Origin of the sequence: Acinetobacter sp. WCHA55, from assembly GCF_002165305.2 — a bacterium.
Classification (GTDB): domain Bacteria; phylum Pseudomonadota; class Gammaproteobacteria; order Pseudomonadales; family Moraxellaceae; genus Acinetobacter.
Window position 1 is genome coordinate 1,124,489 of the sequence record NZ_CP032286.1, and the last position, 19,391, is coordinate 1,143,879.

The window sequence follows — 19,391 nt, forward strand, 5'->3', positions numbered from 1 at the left end:
TATAAAAATAATGTCAGAGTTAAAGTTTTCAGATTTGGTTGAGCCTGTAGCAGTAGATCAAAAAACGGCACTTCGCATTACCGTTTTGGGTGGTGGTAGTTTTGGAACGGCCATGGCAAATACTGCGGTTCGTAATGGCTGCGATACCATGATTTGGATTCGTGATGAAGCCGTTGCAGCGGATATCAATGCGACACATGTGAATAAACGATATTTGCCCGATTTTAAACTTGAAGATGGTTTGCGTGCAGTTTCAAATATAGAAGAGGCTGTTCGTGATCGAGATATTATTTTGGTGGCAATTCCTAGTCATTCCTTCCGTGATGTACTCAAACAAATTAAACCGTTTATTACTTCGCAAGCAGTGGTGTCTTTGACTAAGGGTATCGAAGCGAATACTTTTAGTTTTATGAGTGATATTATTCGTTCAGAGCTACCAGAAGTGCCTTATGGCGTATTATCTGGGCCAAACTTAGCCAAAGAAATTGTAGCAGGACAACCAGCTGGGACGGTTATTGCAAGCCAGTCCGACTTAGTGCGTTATGCTGTACAACAAGCTTTGCATAGTGCTTTGTTCCGTGTTTTCGCTAGTGATGACGTGCATGGTGTAGAACTCGGCGGTGCGCTTAAAAACATTTATGCGGTCGCAATGGGAATGGCTGCTGCATACAAAGTCGGTGAAAATACCAAAAGTATGATTTTGACCCGTGCTTTAGCAGAAATGAGTCGTTTTGCTGTGAAGTTGGGAGCAAATCCACTGACCTTCTTGGGCTTGTCTGGTGTGGGCGATTTATTTGCAACCTGTAGCAGTCCACTGAGTCGCAACTATCAAGTCGGTTTCGCACTGGGTCAAGGCAAGAGTTTGGAACAGGCGACCACGGAATTGGGACAAACAGCAGAAGGTATTAACACCATTGTACAAGTCAAAGCACGTTCTGAAGAGCTAGATGTGTATATGCCGATTACTAGCGCCTTATACAGTGTGATATTTGAAAATGCGCCGCCTATGACAATTGCATTATCCTTAATGAAAAATGGACACCGTAGTGATGTGGAGTTTGTTTTGCCGCATCATGAGGTTTAAAGTCGCTTAAAGCCGAAATAAAATGAGTGCTTAAGTGGCTATAGTGACTGAATTGTCATAAAAATTAATTAAAATAATCAGGATTTGGATAAGGATTTTTTATGCAACTGACTTTGGTACGTCATGGCGAAGCTGCGCCACCGATCATGGGAAATGACACTAAACGCCCACTTACCGAACGCGGGCATGCGCAGGCAGAGCAAACTGCTGATTTTTTACAGTCGCGTATACAACCAGATGTCTTTGTGGTTAGTCCATTGCTGCGTGCGCAGGAAACATTGGCACATATCAAACAGCACTTTGCTGATGTGCCTGTCGTAATCTGTAATACCATTAAGCCAGATGATGATGCAAAAGCGGCTGTGGAATGGTTATCACATTTGCCGTATGAGTCTATTGTGGTGGTGTGCCATATGAATGTGGTGGCGCATATGGCCTCGATATTGGTGAAAGAATCATTCAATCCTTATGCTTTGGCTGAAGCACGGATTTATGAGCAAGCGGTTATCGCGGAAGGCTTGTCGACACAAACAAAAGCATTTATACCTAGCATATAAAAACCAATTAAAACGGCAGAATATAATACATGTTGCAAATTTGGATGCCCGAAGCCGATGGAACATGGCACTGGTCTACAGGGGAAAGATGGCAATCTGCTTATACACTTGAGCAATTGATTCAAGATATACAAGCGCATCATGGTGAGGAAGCAACTATTTTCTTTCCAAGCCGTGATGTGCAAATCATTCAGCAAAATATGCCTAAGGCCCAATACAAGCAGTTGGGGGCTGAAGGTGTGAAGTATTTGCTGGAAGAATATATATTGAGCTCAATCGATCAGATGAAAGTATTACATCACTTTCAAGCACCTGAGCAACTCACTGTTTTGGGTATTTCAAAGCATCGTTTAGAGACTTTACAGCATGCTTTGAGTTTGATTCCTGTGAAGCTGGTCAGTCTATTGCCTGATTTTCTGATTTTGCCTGTACCTGACGCAGAACAGGTAGTCTTGGGTTATGTTGAAGGACGACTTCTGTTTCGCTCTAATGCTTGGTTGGGCGGATCAATTGATGATCTTGCTGTATTTTTAGATTATCAAACAGCCAATCAAAAATATAAGATTTGTAACTTTAGTGCTTCGCACATGCATAGCATAAACGCCAGTGTGACACAGGAGCAACTTGAGTCTTTTCATTATGAATGGGCGGTATTGCCAAGAGCAAAACAACATCCATGGAATCTTTTGCCTAAGGTGAAAGAGCAACATGTTGCAACGGGCTATTGGAAAGCCTGCGTAGCGGTATTGGCTGCGTTGATTGTGACCCAGCTGACCTACGATGCGACGCGTTGGTATCAAAATAAAAAGCTTGCAGAGCAAGTGGCTGTTCAGGCGGTCGATCAATTTAAATATTGGTTTGGTGCGAATTATCCTGTGACTGAACAAACGCTGCGGAGCCAGTTTGAATATCAACTCAATATGAATAAACAAGCGGATGCTCAAGCTTTGTCTCTATTAAGTCGTGTTGGGCCTGTGCTCATGCAACAGCAAATTGTGGCAAATCAGGTGGTGTATGAAGCAAATAGCTTAAATATGCAACTTAAAGCTAACTCGGCAGAGGCTTTACAAACACTCACTCAGCAGCTTAATCAACAAGGTTTTCAGGTTGAATTAGGCAATATTCAGCCGACCACGGGTGGGGCAATTGGAATGGTGAAAATACAATAATGAAAGCCATACAAAATTTACAAACTGTTTTGGATCAACGTTTAGAGCTGATCAGCACTTATTTTGATCGTCTTACACCGCGCGACCGTATATTGGCTATTTTCTTGGTTATTTTTGTATTGGTGAGCTCGATAGGGGCTGCACTTTGGTATACCCATGCTGCGGCAGAAAAACAGCAAAAACGCGTGAATCAGCTCAAAGAAACCATGACATGGATGCAGAGCAATGCAGTCACTATGAAGTCGAGCTCAGATGGTCAACTGACTTCGATGGAGCAGATCCAGCGTATTGCACAGCAGCAGGGCTTATCGGTTGCTTCGCAGCAAAATGCTGAACAAATTCAGTTGGTGGTAAGCCATGCAAACTATGTGGTGTTGGCTAACTTTTTGACCCAACTAACGCAAAATGGCTTGAGTATTGAAAAAATGGAGTTGGTCTCAGATGCAGGGCAGATTAAATTATCAGCTAGCGTGAAATAATCGCTAAAAATAAAGCCAGACGAAGCATGGTGTTTTAGCGAGGCTATGCCTATAATATGGCGACTTAAAAAGCAGTAGACTTTTACAGATATGTTGTATTCTCTTGCCCGCCCTTTGTTGTTTACTTTAGCACCAGAGCGTGCACATGAGCTAACACTATCGCTATTGAAATCAACGCATAAGCTAGGCTTAATGCGTCAAAATATAGCGGCTAAACCGGTGACATGTATGGGCATCGAGTTCCCTAATCCTGTAGGTTTGGCTGCTGGTCTAGATAAAAATGGTGCTTATATTGATGCGTTGGCAGGTCTAGGGTTTGGTTTTATTGAAATTGGAACCATTACTCCACGTCCACAGCAGGGTAATCCTCTGCCGCGTTTATTCCGTATCCCACAAGCTAAAGCAATTATTAACCGTATGGGTTTTAACAACGCTGGTGTGGATCAACTGATTGAAAATGTCAAAGCAGCAAAGTTTAAAGGTGTTTTAGGGATTAATATCGGCAAAAATGCGGATACCCCAGTCGAAAAAGCAGTAGATGACTATCTGATTTGTTTAGAAAAAGTCTATAACTATGCGTCTTATATTACCGTTAACATTTCTTCTCCAAATACTAAAAACCTGCGTAGTTTGCAAAGTGGCGATGCTTTAACCGAACTGCTAGAAACACTGAAAAAACGTCAGTTAGAATTAGCTGAAGAGCAACAGCACTATGTACCACTGGTACTAAAAGTTGCACCAGATTTGGAAGCGGAAGATATTCAATTTATTGCGAAACAACTGCTTCAGTTTAAAATTGATGGTCTGATTGTGACCAATACGACTTTGTCTCGTGAAGGGGTGGAAAACTTACCTTTTGGTGATGAAGCGGGTGGTTTATCTGGTGCGCCTGTGTTTGAGAAAAGCACAGCGTGTTTAAAAGCTTTTGCTGAGGTTTTAAAAGGTCAGATTCCTTTGATTGGTGTGGGTGGGATTTTGTCGGGTGAACAGGCACTTGCAAAACAAAATGCAGGGGCAAACCTTGTACAAGTTTATAGTGGCCTTATCTATACAGGACCAACCTTAATTCAAGACTGCGTCTCTGCAATGAAAACAACATGAATGCCATTGATATCTTCATATTGATTGTATTGCTCATTGGAGGGCTCAACGGTTTGCGTCAAGGATTTGTTAAAGCCTTTGCGAACTTGATAGGATGGATTTTAGCGCTGATTGTTGGTGCTAAATTCGCAAGTGTCCTAGCACCTTCGATGGTCTCACTCAGTGAAGATCCAGTGGTTCAAAAAATTGCAGCTTTTGCATTTATTGTATTGGTTATTGTGGTTTTGACGTGGATTGTCACTGCATTACTGAATAACATATTGAAGAGTTTAAAACTCGGGCCTTTGAATCGATTAGCCGGCGGTGCTTTTGGTTCATTAAAAGGGTTGTTAATTGTTCTGATTACGATGCAAGGTGTGGGTTCTTGGGTTGAAAGCTCTCCATATTGGAGGCAATCCAAGTTTGTCCAAACACTTTTGCCTTACGCACCTTGGGCGATGGAGCTTTCTAAAGAGGCTGCAAGCGAGGCGATGTCACATATCAAGTCTAAAGATACACATGTATCTTCAGATTCTTCACCGAAAATTTCCTCGAAAAATGCTGAGGGACAGGGTGAGTCAACAAATAATCCTTTTTATTAATCCTAGCTTGTCTGCGAGGTTGCTATGTGTGGAGTAGTTGGTATAGCTGGTAAATCAGCTGTTAACCAAATGTTGTTTGATGCATTAACGATGTTACAACATCGTGGGCAAGATGCAGCTGGGATAGTAACCTGCCACGAAGGTCGTTTATTCTTACGTAAAGACAATGGTATGGTTCGTGATGTGTTCCACACTCGCCATATGCGTGCATTACAAGGTAATTATGGTATTGGGCATGTGCGTTATCCTACGGCGGGTTCATCGAGTAGTGCTGAAGCGCAGCCCTTCTATGTGAACTCACCTTACGGGATCACGTTAGCGCATAATGGTAACTTAACCAATGCTGAAGAAATTCATGACGATCTGTTCAAAACAGACTTACGTCATATGAATACGGATTCAGACTCAGAAGTACTGTTAAACGTGTTTGCGCATGAGTTGCAAAAACGCGGCAAATTGATGCCTACAGCAGACGATATTTTTCATGTAGTCAGCAAAGTACATGAGCGCTGTAAAGGCGGTTATGCTGTAGTTGCGATGCTTACTGGGCATGGCTTAGTGGGTTTCCGTGATCCAAATGGTATTCGTCCTCTAATTTACGGTTCCCGTGAAACTGATGCAGGTATGGAGTACATCATTGCATCTGAGTCTGTCGCTATTACTGCTCTTGGCTTTAAAGTTGAGCGTGATATTGCACCGGGTGAAGCGATCTTTATCGACTCAACAGGGCAGATGTTTACTAAGCAGTGTGCTGAAGCGCCTGAATACCGCCCATGCATTTTTGAATATGTTTACTTTGCGCGTCCAGATGCAATCATTGATGGTATTTCAGTCTACAAAGCACGTTTAAAAATGGGTGAAAAACTTGCTCAGAAAATCCTGACGGAGTGGAGTGAAGAGCATGATATCGATGTCGTGATCCCAATTCCAGATACCTCACGTACCTCTGCACTTGAACTTGCAAATATGCTGGGCGTGAAGTTCCGCGAAGGCTTTATGAAGAATCGCTACATTGGCCGTACTTTCATTATGCCAGGTCAGCAATTGCGTAAAAAATCTGTCCGTCAAAAGTTGAATCCTGTTGAACTTGAGTTCCAAGGTAAAAATGTACTTTTGGTGGATGACTCGATTGTACGTGGTACTACGTGTAACGAAATCATCCAAATGGCACGTGATGCGGGTGCGAAAAAAGTATTCTTTGCTTCTGCTGCACCGATGGTGAAATATCCAAACGTATATGGCATTGATATGCCAGCAAAAGAAGAGCTGATTGCATCTGAGCGTACAGTTGAAGAAATTCGTGAAATTATTGGTGCAGATCGTTTAATTTTCCAAGATTTGGAAGACTTAAAAGCAGCTGTGCGCACGAGCAAAGTGCCAGATTTACAAGAGTTTGATTGCTCGGTATTTGATGGTAAATATATTGCTGGCGGTATTGATGAAGCTTATTTAGATGAATTACAAGCAAAACGTCGTGAAACATCGAAAAAGAAAGACAGCTATATTGATGTCAATATTGATGCAGCTTCCGTTGATTTGACGGGTGTGAAAGAAGTCTAATTGATTTAGATTTGAGAAAAGCGGGAGTTTCCCGCTTTTTTCATTTATGATGGATTGATTCAAACAATGTAAGAAAAGGGATTTACATTGAAGGGTGTAAGTTATTCAATCATAAAGAATAAAAATATGTTGTGGTCCGCAAGTATCTGCTTGCTAGCGGTGCTTTTGTCACTATTTATTTTAAATACTGTGGCTGGACTGCTGGTTTTTTATTTTGATTCGAGTCAAAGCATTTTTTGGCATAGTTTGAGTATTTATATCATTGGTTTATTGCTCTTGGTGATGAGTTATTCCGTGGTATATGAGTTGTATGTGTTCCGTTCAGGTGGACATAGTCTGGCCAAGCAGCTGCGTGCACGACGTTTAAGTTTGATTGAAAGTACGCCAGAAGAAAGTATTGCACTGAAAATTACAGAAAAACTAGCGGATACTTTTTTAATTGAAACACCTGCTGTCTATGTTTTGCCCGATGAAGTGGGGGTGAATGCCTTGACCGCTGGTTTTTATCCCAAGGATATTGTGATTATTTTAACGTGGGGTGCCCTGCAAAACTTAGATGAACTTGAGCTGACAGGGTTATTGAACCATGAGTTTAATCAAATTTTATCCGGTGAGACCGCTGAAAATACACGATTAAAGATTTTATATAGCGCTCTCACGACCTTTAGTCAGTGGGGCAGTAAAATTGCTAAATTAGGGTTTTCAACTCATCATAAAAAGTCACAAAGTTTTGAAACTACTTTTGTCGCAACAGGTGGAGTGATCTGGCTGATTGGTAGCTTGGGAGTGCTGGTTACCCGCTGCATTAAGTTTCTGACGTTGGGGGGGCGTACTTTGAAAAATGATATGAAAACACGCCGTCTGATGCAAAATGATGCCAATATTCAAACCTTGATGCGTATTTATGTGCATCATGCAGGTTCACAAATTCACAGTGAATATTCTGAGTCGATAGCACACATGTGTTTTGCCAACTCATTAAGTGCGCAAAGTTGGATGAATATTCATCCAAGCATTGAAGAGCGTATTTATGAAATGAATCCAAATTTGGTTCAAGATATACAGTTGGAAAACCTAGAAAAACTGCGCAACCGTCCGCTATTTGGTTTGTTTCGCTCCTTAGAGGAGCAGTACGCGGATTTCCAAGCACCTTGGACTTCACCGCAGCCTTTACCCTTATTACGACTATCTCCGATTAGTTTTGCCATTAAAGATGCGATTAAACCACTTAACCCTGAAGTACGTGCACATATTGAACGTCCAGAGTTAATTCAGCGAGCTTTACAGACCGCAACAGGTTCACGCGAGCTGATGGTCGCGATTCTCATGATTCGTCAATTCCGTGAATTTATTCCTGCTGAGGCTGAGGTGAGTCGTGCCATTGTTGATTCATTGTTAAACCTAGATGGCCGTGTTCATATTTCAATTTTCCATGAGGCATGCCGAAATATTGGTGGCATGCCAGCGACAATTGCACGCCAGTTTTTATTAAAGTTGGCGAAGATTATTCAAGAAGACGGTGAAATTGGACTGTTGGATGCACTGCTACTTGAACGGGTTAAGTTTGAGCTGAATCTGTTGCCTGTACATACACCTGCTGCCCTAGATGAAGTTAAACCACAGATTGTGCGTTTAATTGATGCTTTGTTACATGTGCAACAAATCAATAGTGAAACACAGTTGGAAGTACGAGAGAAAATCTTGCGTCGAGTTTTAACTGTGCAAGAGTTGGAGCAGTATGCGGAAATTTCAGACGAGCCGATTGATTTGGCTGAAATTTTAAATGATATGGCAGGGCTGCTGTTGCGGGATCGTTTGAGTATTTTGGGTGTGGCTGAAATTTGTTTATGGAATGACCGTATTATTACCCAAGATGAGCAGGATGTTTTGGAGTTGCTCTATTGGCGTCTCGGTTTTGACAGTGAGGAGATCGTTGAGCAAATGCAAAAGAAAAATCGCTTGATGATTGTTTAAGTGAGCGTTCCATAGGTTCTCAGTATTTGCATACTGTCTAATGCGAATAAAATGTGAAAAGAACAGCATCTCTAGACATTTCTCGATAGAATATGCACTGAATAAAGTGTGAAGGTAAAAGATGATCGGGCATCAGCGTGAGGTTTTGGCGAGTTTAGGAATTGATTTGTGGGTTCCAGATTTTTTGCCGTCTCAACAAAATGTAGCCACATCTATCTGGCGAGATCAAAGTACAACTGAGATCATTTCTGACATTGTGCGACCTCAGTTTCAGCCTGAAATCCAAAGTATTCCTAAACATCCACCTGTAAAGAATAAGCTTCCACATCCAGCGCCTGTTGCTGAAATTGCAAAACAACCGATTGAACAAGAAACTGTTACAGCATTAACAGAAGAGATTGTCCAAGAGGCTATCCATGTTGAGACTTTTCAGTTGCAAGCTGTTGCCATGGAGCACTGCGCCTTGGTCATTGAAGCGACACAATTGAGCATGGAGCAGCAACAGCTTTGGCAAAATATTGTCCAAGCCTTACCTGCGCAAAAGTATGCGCTAAATTGGCCTTTTCCTTTGTTGAATTTCCAAGATGGGCGCGGTGTTCAGAGTTATATTCAAGGTTTCTTTGATGGTTTAAGTCAGGGTAAAACTGTTATTGTATTGGGCTCTATACCAAATGCTAATGGCATAAAAGTCACACAAGCAGCAAGCTTACAAGAAATGCTTGATCAGCCATTACTTAAAAAATCCTTGTGGCACATGATGCGAGCAAAACAACAAAATATGGAATAGGTATGAAGCAGAAAGTCGTTGTTTTTAGTCGAATTGATGCAGAGGTATTACAGCGCCTAGAGCAGCGTTATCACGTGGTGGTCATCAACCCGAAAGCAGGAGATGTAAATACGCAAATCCGTGAGCAAGTTACGGATGCGGATGCCATGATTGGTGCAGGGCGTTTACTTAATCAAAAAAACCTAGAAACTGCGAAACAGCTCAAAATTATCTCTAGTGTCAGTGTTGGCTATGACAACTATGATTTGAACTACTTAAACCAAGCAAAAATTTGGCTCAGCCACACCCCACATGTGTTGACTGAAACGACTGCCGATTTGGCCTTTACTTTGTTGATGAGTGCGGCGCGCCAAGTGCCATATTTAGATCAATGGACCAAAACAGGTCAGTGGTCGCGTACTGTTGGGCAGGCACAATTTGGTCAGGAAATTTTTGGTCAAACATTAGGTATTATCGGCCTAGGAAATATTGGTGCGGCAATTGCACGACGGGGCTTTCATGGTTTCAATATGAATATTTTGTATCACGGGCGCCGAGAAAAATTAGAATTGGCACAACCCTTAAATGCACGTTTTTGCGAATTAGATAAGCTGTTGGAGCAATCGGACTTCATTGTCGTGGCGGTTGATCAAAACGCGCATACGCAGCACTTGATTGGTGCGGAAGCTTTTAAGAAAATGCAATCTCATGCAGTTTTTGTAAATGTTTCTCGTGGTGCTGTGGTAGATGAACAGGCGCTTATTCAGGCCTTAGAGCAAAAGCAAATTTTTGCAGCAGGGCTGGATGTTTATGAAAAAGAACCGTTGCAAGATTCAGCACTGTTCCAGCTTCACAATGTGGTGACATTGCCGCATATTGGTTCAGCAACCTCCGTAACACGTAGAAAAATGGCAGAGTTAGCTTACCAAAACTTGGTGAAAGTGTTGGAAGGCGGTCAACCTCAATATCTGGTGAATCCTGAATTTAGATAAAAAATTGATAACACTTCATTGCATTTTCATTCAATTATCAATGTTATATTCATTCGATTCCTTTAAATAAAGTCGGGGTGAGGGTTGAAGCGTTTTCTGTGTGCGTGCAGTTTAAGTCTTATTTCGACTGTTGGTTTTGCAGAAGGTCAATTTCTTACGAATGCTCCACAGTTCAATGTGCCTGAGATTGGTTCAGGTATCGGTTTTATTGATCAATATAATGAGCGTTATATTGGTGAAAAAGTTTATCGTGAAGTACAGCGTCAGCTACCTGTTACGCAAAATCCGTGGCTAGAAGATCAACTGATGAATGCTTTTTCAAGCATTTTGAGTCAAACCCAACTTGGTCAACCGATTGGTCTAGTGGTTATTAATGACCCGCAAATTAATGCCTTTGCAGTTCCGGGTGGTTTGTTTGCATTAAATGCTGGTTTGATTACTAATGCCAATAATATGGATGAGGTTGCTGGCGTAATGGCGCATGAAATCGCACACGTCACACAGCGACACTACAGTCGTTCGCAAGAGGCGTTTAAGGGGCAGGGTTTACTCGCGCTAGCAGGGATTTTGGTTGGTGCTTTGGTTGCGTCTCAAGCTGATGGTGATGTTGGTTCAGCAGTCATGGTTGGTACGCAAGCCGCACTCATGGACAAGCAGCTGTCTTATAGTCGTAACCAAGAGCGTGAAGCTGACCGTATAGGGATGCAATACATGTATAGCGCTGGTTACAATCCACAAAGTATGGCTGATTTTTTTGAAGTGATGCACCGTGCAACCAGTCGAGTGAGTTTTTTACCCGACTTTTGGTTCACACACCCACTCACGACTGAGCGAATGAGTGAGGCAAGGCTCAGAGCGAATCAATTGCCTAAAGTGAAATCTACTTGGCGAGATGAAGATTTTGAGATCTTGAAGCTGTATACCATGGTGATCTCGAATCAGGCGACAGAACAGCAACTACAGATGTTGGTGAGTCGTAATAGTTATGCAGCACAACTTGCTTTGGCTAGTTTTTACCTTAAACAAGGTGACTATAAGCTTGCTCAACAAGTGTTAGATCAGGCTAAGTCACATCAGAAATTACATAATCTACAAACCTTGATTCAAGCTGATATTTTGCTTGGACAAAATCGGGTGAATGAAGCTCTTGCTGTAATCCAATCACCTGCGAGCATCATGCCTGAAAATCGGGCTTTAAATTATAAATTGGCTGAAGTTTATATTCGTCAAAATCGACCTGAGCTTGCGCAGCCTGTACTCAATCGTTTTTTGAATAATAATCCGCGTGATGTTAATGCGTGGAGACTGATGCAGCAAGCGGCAAGTTTAGATAAAAAGTCGCCAATGCATACCATTAATGTTCTGCGCTATCGGGCTGAAGTGCAGTTTTGGTCGGGCTTTGAAGAAGAGGCGATTAAATCTTTGTTGCATGCTCAGCGTTTAGCTAAAGATAATGAAGCAATGTCTGCAACGATTAAAATGCGTTTAACCCAAATGCAAAAAGATCGACAATTTAGAGCGTAGAGAAGTGGTATTGTAAATAGAGGGATAAGCGGAGACAAATCGGAATCTGTTTTAAAGCTGAGAATGAATAGATAAAATAAAAGACGAATAATAATTTTTATAGAGGCTAAAACTTTGAACTGCCTTTTTTTAAGGTCAGTTCAACGTATTCGATTTAAAGATTTTTAAATTAAGCCAGTTTTGCTTTAATTTTTGCTGAAACTTGAGAAGGATCGGCGCGCCCGGCTATGAGCGGACGCAGAGAATTCATCACCTTACCCATATCTTTCATGCTAGTAGCTTCTTGCGCTGCAATCGTTTGCGCAATCATGGAATCAAGTTCTTCCTCAGTCATAGCTTCTGGTAGAAATTGAGATAAAACCTCAAGTTCGGCTTGTTCCTTACTAGCTAAATCTTCTCGACCAGCGCCTTCAAAGGCTTTGATCGATTCTTTACGTTGTTTAATTTGTTTTTCAATGACCGCAAGAACTTGAGCGTCGTCAAGTTCTTTGCGCTCATCGACTTCGATTTGCTTAATTGCCGCCTGTAGACTACGAATTACCGTTAACTTATCCATTTCTTTAGCACGCATAGTAGCTTTCAAAACTTCAGTTATTTGGCTTTTTAAAGTAGTCATTATTTAGTCCAGGCAGTCAATCACAAATTAATCTTAGTAAAGGCGAGTAGTACGTACTGATTCACGCGCCAATTTCTTTTGGTAGCGTTTAACAGCAGCAGCTTTTTTGCGCTTACGTTCTTGAGTTGGTTTCTCGTAGAATTCGCGCTTACGAACGTCAGCTAAAACACCCGCTTTTTCGCATGAACGCTTGAAACGACGGATAGCTACGTCTACTGGTTCGCCTTCTTTCAATTTAACTTGTGGCATGAAGAATCCTCATTAAGTTATGGATAAGATCTGGGCGATATTGCCCTGATCACAAGTGAAGGTCAGTATTTTACTCATTTACATCTCATACCACAAGTCTATAATGGTTCACGCAATAGATTTGATACAGGTTATAGGCAGTTTAATGATCGTTTTAGGCTTAGAAACATCTTGTGATGAAACAGGACTTGCCCTTTATGACAGCGAGTTGGGTTTACGTGGGCAAGTGCTGTACAGCCAAATTAAACTGCATGCAGAGTATGGTGGTGTGGTGCCAGAGTTGGCATCGCGAGACCATGTGCGTAAGCTGATTCCATTGATGAATCAACTGCTTGAAGAAAGTGGTGTAAAAAAATCTGAAATTGAAGCCGTGGCCTATACGCGTGGTCCAGGGCTGATGGGTGCGCTGATGACAGGTGCACTGTTTGGCCGAACTTTGGCTTTTGCTTTAAATAAACCTGCAATTGGTGTGCATCATATGGAAGGGCATATGTTGGCACCACTTTTATCGGAAACGCCGCCAGAATTTCCATTTGTAGCACTTTTGGTCTCAGGCGGACATTCTCAACTGATGGCTGCTTATGGTATTGGGCAGTATGAATTGTTGGGTGAGTCGATTGATGATGCAGCAGGTGAAGCCTTTGATAAGGTTGCGAAAATGATGGGATTACCGTATCCAGGTGGCCCAAATATTTCAAAACTGGCGGAGCAAGGTGATCCGAATGCCTTTGCCTTCCCGCGTCCAATGCTGCATCAAGGTTTGGAGTTTTCATTTAGTGGTTTAAAAACAGCCGTATCTGTGCAAATGAAAAAATTAGGTGACGAAAACCGTGATGCGGATATTGCAGCGAGTTTCCAAGAAGCTATCGTGGATACTCTAGTTAAAAAATCTGTGAAAGCGTTGAAGCAAACAGGTTTAAAACGTTTAGTGATCGCTGGTGGTGTCAGCGCCAATAAACGTTTGCGTGAGCGTTTGGAAGCAGATTTAGCCAAGATTCGTGCTCAGGTCTACTATGCCGAACCTGCACTTTGTACGGACAATGGTGCTATGATTGCTTTTGCAGGTTATCAGCGCTTAAAAGCTGGGCAGCATGACGGTTTGGCCGTAACGACAACACCTCGCTGGCCAATGACGGAGTTGACCAATCCCAGTGAAGTATAAGGCTCTCATTTGATAAGCTTAAAGCCCGACTGAATGTTGGGCTTTTTTTACATTTAGGTCTTTATTACAGCGCTATCCAAAAAACGCTGCTTAGACTTTAAGAATATTTTTTAACTCACTTCAATGCAGGTTAGCACTAAGCTTAAAGTATTTACCCATAGGTTTATCCATAGAAATTGGGGATAAGTATGTATGCTGTGATTTTGATTCATTTCAAAAGATTAAAACTATGAGCATTTCTGAATTTAATTAAAATTTTTATTTTATATGATTTTAAAATGTTGATTAATATAATTATTTATATTTTTATTAAGTTTTTATTGCTATGCGAGAATAAAACTCAAAGTCATGAAGGTCAATCACAACATGTAACACTATTTCGCTTTCTGAGTGCAAAATTTTTATTAGTATATATAAAAGGCAGATATAGATTTTCTTAAAAATATCTTAGTCGTATAAATCACGAAGCTATGACGGTCTGTCTTAGGAGCTTTCATTACCACAATGAAAGTACATAATTAGAAGAATATTTAGAGGTGTTACCCATGGCGGCTACTAATGGAATGTTAGATCCAGATGATTCAGTTATTTTATTGATAGACCATCAAAGTGGACTTTTTAATACCGTACGCGATGTACCTGTACCCGACTTGCGCAATTATGTGATTGCAATTGCAAAAGTGGCAACTTTATTAAATATACCTGTAATTACCACAGCTTCCGTACCTGATGGCCCCAATGGTCCTTTAATTCCTGAAATTCACCACTTTGCACCACATGCAGTTTATGTACCCCGGACTGGACAAATTAATACTTGGGACAATCCCTTATTTGTAGATGAAGTTAAAAAAACGGGCAGGAAAACACTGATTATTGCAGGAACCCTGACCAGTGTATGTATGGCATTTCCAGCGGTGAGTGCACGCCAAGAGGGTTACAATGTTTATTGTGTAGTGGATGCTTCAGGAAATTGGAACAAGATGGCTACAGATACATCAATTGCCCGCGTTACTCAAGCAGGAGCCATTCCAACCGATACATTTGCAATCGTGGCAGAGTTAATGCGTACTTGGAACCGTCCTGAAGGCTCGCGTTTTGCTGAAATTCTGTCAGATCATGTCTGCCCAGAGTATAAATGTTTGATGGAGAGTTATGCAAAAGCACAACAAATTTCTAGAGATGGGCCAGAAACTCACTTAGATAAATATCAATAATCAGATCAAAGCTACTTGAACTGATATTCATCCCTCATATTTTCAAATGAAATAACCCAAATTCCGCATTAGAATTTGGGTTATTTCTTTGATCAGACTGAACTATTAGATACAAAAATAATTGAAATAGCTCATGCGTTTAAGTGTTTAACAGTATTGTGAATCTAAAGCTGTTTTAATTTTTGTGAACCGACCCAGTGTTTAGAAAATTGATACGCTGCACGTCCAGAGCGTTGTCCACGCGCCTGACACCAACGAAGTGCTTCGGCTCGCACTGTATCGTCCATGACGATTTGAGCTTTTGCTAAGTAGTGCTGCACGATATCCAAATATAAATTTTGATCTATTGGATAAAAAGACAGCCATAACCCAAAACGATCGGAGAGTGAAATTTTTTCTTCAATCGCTTCTTGTGGATGCAGTTCAGTGTACTGCGGTACGTCGACTCGAGTCACAGGCGTGTTTTCATGCATAAACTCAGGCAGCAAATGACGACGGTTACTGGTGGCATAGATAATAAAATTGCTTGAACCTGACTGCAAAGATCCATCTAGCACACTTTTTAAACTGCGATAGTTTTCATCTTCGGCGTTAAAAGCCAAGTCATCACAATACACAATAAACTTTTCAGGACGCTCTGCGATCAGCTTTTGAATTTCAGGCAGTTCGGATAAATCATCACGTTCAATTTCAATCAGTCTTAAGCCTTGCTCTGCATATTCCGTTAATAAAGCACGCACAATAGAGGACTTACCTGTCCCACGAGAACCTGTAAGCAGCACGTCATTGGCAGGTAAACCATTGAGAAATTGTTCTGTATTTTGCAGCACTTTTTCTTTTTGACGCTCAATGCCTTTTAAATCATTTAATTCAATTCGTTTGAGTTGGCGAATAGCTTTTAATTCGCCATTTTCCCATTTAAAGGCAATCGCTGAAAAATCAGGTGCTTGTTTAACTTCTGGTAGGCTTTGCTGTAGTTGTTGGAGTACAGTCGATAGTGCTTCTAAGATATTGTTTGGTAGGTTAATGGTCGCCATGATTAATCAGCTTATAATTACACTTGTCGTCGATCTTAACATTCGATCTAGTCGCATCAAACCCTTAAAGTGGTATAGATTTGCCAATTTTAGGGTTGAAATGGCGATGGTAATGCTCACATAATTTGCACATAGCTAGTTAGACTGGCGGATGAGTGTGTTAGTGAAATTTTAGGAAAATACAAAAAAGTGGGTGAGGATGAGTATGTTGTTTAAAGATTTCACACGGGAAATCAACCCGCACCAAGCCTATCGAATCAAAAAACTGAAAAACCAATTGGCTCAGGCAGACAACTATACTGAGTGGAAAAGTATTGCGCTTAAAATTGATGAAGAGTCAGGTGCGCAAGAGTGGAAGTATGACAACTGTTCACCTTATTTTGATGCAGAAGTGATTACGCATCGTTTGGGGTTATTAAAGCGTTATCGTCAACAAAAGCGTACGACTGATTTGATGTACTTGCTACGTGAAGGTCTGAGTTATGACATTGCTAATATTGCTCACCCCATGCTGTTTACCGCAACCTATGTCGGTACCAAGAAAATTATTGAAGACTATATTGAAGAAGTCAGTCAAGGTTTAGCATTTGTAGCATCTACGGATTGCCAGTGTTTAGATAAGCAGCAAAAAATTGAATTTTTTCAGCACTGCCAAAAGGCTTTTGGGCAACCAGCCATGATGTTTTCAGGGGGGGCGACATTAGGATTGTTCCATACAGGTGTGTGCAAGGCTTTGCTTGAGCAAGACCTAATGCCAAAAGTACTGTCTGGTTCAAGTGCAGGCGCTATTATGACAGCGATGCTAGGACGAGCAACACCTACAGAAATGCTGAGCATTTTAAATGGTGAAAACTTTTTCACAGATGCTTTTCAATTTCGTGGTTTCCGTGAAGTCCTAAAGGGCAATGGCGGCTTAGCGGATGTGAAACATCTAAAAAACTTTTTAATTGCAAATTTGGGTGACGCTACCTTTGAAGAGGCCTTTAAGCAGTCAGGCTTGTATAACAATGTCGCGGTTGCACCTTATGACGCCTCACAAAATCCGCGCATTATGAATACCTTTACTTCACCTGACTTATTGGTATGGAGTGCAGTACTCGCGTCTTGTGCAGTGCCGATTCTATTTCCGCCAGTCAAGCTCACCAGTAAACGACATGATGGCTTATATACCCCCTATATGTCTTCTACGCGTTGGGTTGATGGCAGCGTTCGTAGTGATTTTCCACAAGAAAAAATGGCGCGTTTATACAATTTGAACTATACGATTGCTAGTCAAGTGAATCCGCATGTGGTGCCATTTATGCAGTCGGATGAAGCACGTTTTCGTAAAGATATGCTGAGTTGGCCTGAACGAATTGTACGCCGACAAGGTAAAGTGATTAGTAAAGGGGTAATGGACTTTGCCCGTGAGCGTGTGGGGATGATTCCACCGATCCGTCGTTTACTGGATCATGGCTATGGTGTGGTTGATCAGCGTTATTATGGCGATGTGAATATTGTGGGGAAATATGGCCTGCGCCATTATAGTTATATGCTGCAAAATCCAAGACCACATTTATTTAAACTCTTACAACGTGAAGGAGAACGTGCAACTTGGCCAAAAATTTCAATGATTGAAACACATGCTCGTGTCGGGAAAACCATTCAACATTGTTTAGAGGTCTTAACTGCATTAGATACGGCAGAGATGAATGAATCCGAATTCTTGGCAGTTTGATCGTCAAGAATTGAACACGCTCGAGTTGTCGCTCCATACTCAGACTCAGCGTTTGGGTTGGGGGCGAAAGCTATATCGCTTTGAAGTTGCAGGGCAGGGGTATTGGTTAAAGTATCAGTCGGTATCAGAGCATATTGTTCTAATCAACGGATTTGATGCTGAACTTAGTTTTTATCAGCATGTACTTGCGATGCCGCAACTGCCAAGGTTCTTGCCTGAAGTGCAAATCCTTGAAAATTTTCAGCTTCACTTAGAGCGGGTGAAAGTCGCACTCATCTTAAAAAATGTTCAATCATTACTTATGACAAATTCCCGTCAGTTAAGTCGAGATCATGTTATTCATATCATCTTCAAAATGTTGAATGCTGTAGAAGAATTACATCAGATGGGCTGGATTCATGCTGATTTAAAACCTTCGCATTTTTTGTTAGATGGCTCTACATGTAAGTTAATTGATTTTGAGCAGAGCCAAAGAATTGGTGAAATAAGCTGTCAAAAGACTCTAACAGCGACACCACGCTATATGGCACCTGAGTTATTTCATGGTGAAGCAAAGACAGTACAAACCGACCTGTATGCACTCGGGATCATTTTACTTGAGTGGTTGACTGATCAACGTTTGCAGGCAGCGAGCTACCAAGATTGGGCGTACTTACACTGTCAGTCTTTGAATATAGTGCTTCCTGAACCTTTTTGGTGTTTTAGTCCACTTTTAAAGGGACTTTTAGCTAAGCAAAAAAGCCAAAGATGGCAAAATGTTATGACCGCAAAACGATGCTTAATGACTGAAATTGAATGAGAAAAAGCCAAGTATAAAGTTTTTGTTTCTTATTTAATCAAATGAGTGTGTTTTTCTTAAAAATTGCTTGTCATGCGAAAATGATCCCTATAGTATACACAGCCATTGGGGACGTGGCGAAATTGGTAGACGCACTGGATTTAGGTTCCAGCGCCGCAAGGTGTGAGAGTTCGAGTCTCTCCGTCCCCACCATAAATCATTTGAATTAAGATGATTTATAAGGCCATAGAGGATTGGTGTAATGGTAGCATGACGGTCTCCAAAACCGTTCGTCAAGGTTCGAATCCTTGATCCTCTGCCAACTTAAAGTCTAACGCAAAGTTAGCACCCTGATGGGGACGTGGCGAAATTGGTAGACGCACTGGATTTAGGTTCCAGCGCCGCAAGGTGTGAGAGTTCGAGTCTCTCCGTCCCCACCATCAGTAATGAAGCAAGGTATTAAGCCTTGCTTTTTTATTGCCTAAAATTTAGTGAAGAGCTGAAAAGCCTTTTTATACAGATAGAGTATAAAAATAGATTCAACTGCCGATTTTATGACAGAAAAGCGGGTGATTGCTGATAAAAGCGCTTGTCATATAGTGTCTATCGCTATAATATACACAGCCATTGGGGACGTGGCGAAATTGGTAGACGCACTGGATTTAGGTTCCAGCGCCGCAAGGTGTGAGAGTTCGAGTCTCTCCGTCCCCACCATAAATCATTTGAATTAAGATGATTTATAAGGCCATAGAGGATTGGTGTAATGGTAGCATGACGGTCTCCAAAACCGTTCGTCAAGGTTCGAATCCTTGATCCTCTGCCAACTTAAAG

18 protein-coding genes and 5 tRNA genes are annotated in these 19,391 nt (G+C 41.5%); 20 read left to right on the plus strand and 3 right to left on the minus strand.

The annotated features are described in order from the left end of the window. Nucleotides 1-10 precede the first annotated feature (10 nt). The 11 genes from CDG62_RS08235 to CDG62_RS08285 all read left to right on the plus strand — a co-directional run bounded on the left by CDG62_RS08235 (nt 11) and on the right by CDG62_RS08285 (nt 11,787). A complete protein-coding gene (locus CDG62_RS08235) occupies nt 11-1,084 on the plus strand; it encodes an NAD(P)H-dependent glycerol-3-phosphate dehydrogenase (RefSeq protein WP_004982230.1) in 1,074 nt (357 codons plus the stop codon). A gap of 101 nt (nt 1,085-1,185) precedes the next feature. Beyond that, a complete protein-coding gene (locus tag CDG62_RS08240; RefSeq protein ID WP_087526513.1) occupies nt 1,186-1,641 on the plus strand; it encodes a phosphoglycerate mutase family protein in 456 nt (151 codons plus the stop codon). A gap of 29 nt (nt 1,642-1,670) precedes the next feature. Further along, a complete protein-coding gene (gspL, locus tag CDG62_RS08245) occupies nt 1,671-2,810 on the plus strand; it encodes a type II secretion system protein GspL (protein ID WP_087526512.1) in 1,140 nt (379 codons plus the stop codon). Continuing rightward, nucleotides 2,810-3,289, plus strand: a complete 480-nt coding sequence (gene gspM / locus CDG62_RS08250) for a type II secretion system protein GspM (RefSeq protein WP_087526511.1) — start codon at nt 2,810-2,812, stop codon at nt 3,287-3,289. Before gspL ends, gspM begins: the two co-directional genes overlap by 1 nt. Nucleotides 3,290-3,379: 90 nt before the next feature. Then, nucleotides 3,380-4,390, plus strand: coding sequence for a quinone-dependent dihydroorotate dehydrogenase (locus tag CDG62_RS08255; protein ID WP_087526510.1), 1,011 nt, complete (start codon nt 3,380-3,382; stop codon nt 4,388-4,390). Continuing rightward, the gene (locus tag CDG62_RS08260; protein WP_004696270.1) at nt 4,387-4,971 is read left to right on the plus strand and encodes a CvpA family protein; all 585 of its coding nucleotides are present in this window, start codon (nt 4,387-4,389) and stop codon (nt 4,969-4,971) included. The genes CDG62_RS08255 and CDG62_RS08260 overlap by 4 nt, the downstream gene beginning before the upstream one ends. 24 nt (nt 4,972-4,995) lie before the next feature. Continuing rightward, nucleotides 4,996-6,531: an amidophosphoribosyltransferase gene (gene purF, locus CDG62_RS08265; RefSeq protein ID WP_087526509.1), complete on the plus strand. Its 1,536-nt coding sequence runs from the start codon at nt 4,996-4,998 to the stop codon at nt 6,529-6,531. Between the two features lie 87 nt (nt 6,532-6,618). Continuing rightward, entirely contained in the window at nt 6,619-8,505 is a 1,887-nt protein-coding gene (locus CDG62_RS08270; protein ID WP_162904019.1) for a M48 family metalloprotease, read from the plus strand. A 121-nt stretch (nt 8,506-8,626) separates the two neighbouring features. Beyond that, the gene (locus CDG62_RS08275; protein WP_087526507.1) at nt 8,627-9,292 is read left to right on the plus strand and encodes a hypothetical protein; all 666 of its coding nucleotides are present in this window, start codon (nt 8,627-8,629) and stop codon (nt 9,290-9,292) included. Between the two features lie 2 nt (nt 9,293-9,294). Beyond that, complete coding sequence (locus CDG62_RS08280; RefSeq protein WP_087526506.1) at nt 9,295-10,263, plus strand: 2-hydroxyacid dehydrogenase; 969 nt, start codon at nt 9,295-9,297, stop codon at nt 10,261-10,263. Between the two features lie 84 nt (nt 10,264-10,347). Further along, nucleotides 10,348-11,787, plus strand: a complete 1,440-nt coding sequence (locus CDG62_RS08285) for a M48 family metalloprotease (RefSeq protein WP_087526505.1) — start codon at nt 10,348-10,350, stop codon at nt 11,785-11,787. Nucleotides 11,788-11,956: 169 nt separating this feature from the next. Here the strand turns inward: CDG62_RS08285 and CDG62_RS08290 are convergent, their stop codons facing one another. Next, nucleotides 11,957-12,403, minus strand: coding sequence for a GatB/YqeY domain-containing protein (locus CDG62_RS08290; RefSeq protein WP_087526504.1), 447 nt, complete (start codon nt 12,401-12,403; stop codon nt 11,957-11,959). Between the two features lie 33 nt (nt 12,404-12,436). Further along, nucleotides 12,437-12,652 carry a 30S ribosomal protein S21 gene (gene rpsU / locus CDG62_RS08295; protein ID WP_001136722.1) on the minus strand — a complete coding sequence of 72 codons (216 nt, stop codon included), beginning with the start codon at nt 12,650-12,652 and terminating at the stop codon, nt 12,437-12,439. A 145-nt stretch (nt 12,653-12,797) separates the two neighbouring features. Here rpsU and tsaD point away from each other — a divergent pair, with 145 nt between their 5' ends. Then, on the plus strand, nt 12,798-13,814 hold the full coding sequence (gene tsaD, locus CDG62_RS08300) for a tRNA (adenosine(37)-N6)-threonylcarbamoyltransferase complex transferase subunit TsaD (RefSeq protein ID WP_087526503.1): 1,017 nt from the start codon (nt 12,798-12,800) through the stop codon (nt 13,812-13,814). A 545-nt stretch (nt 13,815-14,359) separates the two neighbouring features. Further along, a complete protein-coding gene (locus tag CDG62_RS08305; protein ID WP_087526502.1) occupies nt 14,360-15,028 on the plus strand; it encodes an isochorismatase family protein in 669 nt (222 codons plus the stop codon). Nucleotides 15,029-15,192: 164 nt separating this feature from the next. On the opposite strand, the gene CDG62_RS08310 is transcribed toward CDG62_RS08305, so the two are convergent. Beyond that, nucleotides 15,193-16,065: an ATP-binding protein gene (locus CDG62_RS08310; protein ID WP_087526501.1), complete on the minus strand. Its 873-nt coding sequence runs from the start codon at nt 16,063-16,065 to the stop codon at nt 15,193-15,195. Between the two features lie 205 nt (nt 16,066-16,270). Here CDG62_RS08310 and CDG62_RS08315 point away from each other — a divergent pair, with 205 nt between their 5' ends. The 7 genes from CDG62_RS08315 to CDG62_RS08345 all read left to right on the plus strand — a co-directional run bounded on the left by CDG62_RS08315 (nt 16,271) and on the right by CDG62_RS08345 (nt 19,383). After that, nucleotides 16,271-17,782 (plus strand): DUF3336 domain-containing protein, encoded by a 1,512-nt coding sequence (locus tag CDG62_RS08315; protein WP_087526500.1) that lies wholly within the window; start codon nt 16,271-16,273, stop codon nt 17,780-17,782. Next, the gene (locus tag CDG62_RS08320; protein WP_087526499.1) at nt 17,757-18,581 is read left to right on the plus strand and encodes a serine/threonine protein kinase; all 825 of its coding nucleotides are present in this window, start codon (nt 17,757-17,759) and stop codon (nt 18,579-18,581) included. Before CDG62_RS08315 ends, CDG62_RS08320 begins: the two co-directional genes overlap by 26 nt. Before the next feature lie 107 nt (nt 18,582-18,688). After that, nucleotides 18,689-18,773 (plus strand) — tRNA-Leu (locus CDG62_RS08325). A gap of 35 nt (nt 18,774-18,808) precedes the next feature. After that, nucleotides 18,809-18,882 (plus strand) — tRNA-Trp (locus CDG62_RS08330). A 33-nt stretch (nt 18,883-18,915) separates the two neighbouring features. Continuing rightward, nucleotides 18,916-19,000 (plus strand) — tRNA-Leu (locus tag CDG62_RS08335). 189 nt (nt 19,001-19,189) lie between these two features. After that, nucleotides 19,190-19,274: transfer RNA gene (locus CDG62_RS08340), tRNA-Leu, on the plus strand. 35 nt (nt 19,275-19,309) lie between these two features. Continuing rightward, nucleotides 19,310-19,383 (plus strand) — tRNA-Trp (locus tag CDG62_RS08345). Nucleotides 19,384-19,391 lie beyond the last annotated feature (8 nt).

Excerpts from the sequence above, each read along its gene's own strand:
- CDG62_RS08235 (WP_004982230.1), top strand. The coding sequence starts at position 11 with ATGTCAGAGTTAAAGTTTTCAGATTTGGTTGAGCCTGTAGCAGTAGAT.
- CDG62_RS08240 (WP_087526513.1), top strand. The coding sequence starts at position 1,186 with ATGCAACTGACTTTGGTACGTCATGGCGAAGCTGCGCCACCGATCATG.
- gspL (WP_087526512.1), top strand. The coding sequence starts at position 1,671 with ATGTTGCAAATTTGGATGCCCGAAGCCGATGGAACATGGCACTGGTCT.
- gspM (WP_087526511.1), top strand. The coding sequence starts at position 2,810 with ATGAAAGCCATACAAAATTTACAAACTGTTTTGGATCAACGTTTAGAG.
- CDG62_RS08255 (WP_087526510.1), top strand. The coding sequence starts at position 3,380 with ATGTTGTATTCTCTTGCCCGCCCTTTGTTGTTTACTTTAGCACCAGAG.
- CDG62_RS08260 (WP_004696270.1), top strand. The coding sequence starts at position 4,387 with ATGAATGCCATTGATATCTTCATATTGATTGTATTGCTCATTGGAGGG.
- purF (WP_087526509.1), top strand. The coding sequence starts at position 4,996 with ATGTGTGGAGTAGTTGGTATAGCTGGTAAATCAGCTGTTAACCAAATG.
- CDG62_RS08275 (WP_087526507.1), top strand. The coding sequence starts at position 8,627 with ATGATCGGGCATCAGCGTGAGGTTTTGGCGAGTTTAGGAATTGATTTG.
- CDG62_RS08280 (WP_087526506.1), top strand. The coding sequence starts at position 9,295 with ATGAAGCAGAAAGTCGTTGTTTTTAGTCGAATTGATGCAGAGGTATTA.
- CDG62_RS08290 (WP_087526504.1), bottom strand. The coding sequence starts at position 12,403 with ATGACTACTTTAAAAAGCCAAATAACTGAAGTTTTGAAAGCTACTATG.
- rpsU (WP_001136722.1), bottom strand. The coding sequence starts at position 12,652 with ATGCCACAAGTTAAATTGAAAGAAGGCGAACCAGTAGACGTAGCTATC.
- tsaD (WP_087526503.1), top strand. The coding sequence starts at position 12,798 with ATGATCGTTTTAGGCTTAGAAACATCTTGTGATGAAACAGGACTTGCC.
- CDG62_RS08305 (WP_087526502.1), top strand. The coding sequence starts at position 14,360 with ATGGCGGCTACTAATGGAATGTTAGATCCAGATGATTCAGTTATTTTA.
- CDG62_RS08310 (WP_087526501.1), bottom strand. The coding sequence starts at position 16,065 with ATGGCGACCATTAACCTACCAAACAATATCTTAGAAGCACTATCGACT.
- CDG62_RS08315 (WP_087526500.1), top strand. The coding sequence starts at position 16,271 with ATGTTGTTTAAAGATTTCACACGGGAAATCAACCCGCACCAAGCCTAT.
- CDG62_RS08320 (WP_087526499.1), top strand. The coding sequence starts at position 17,757 with ATGAATCCGAATTCTTGGCAGTTTGATCGTCAAGAATTGAACACGCTC.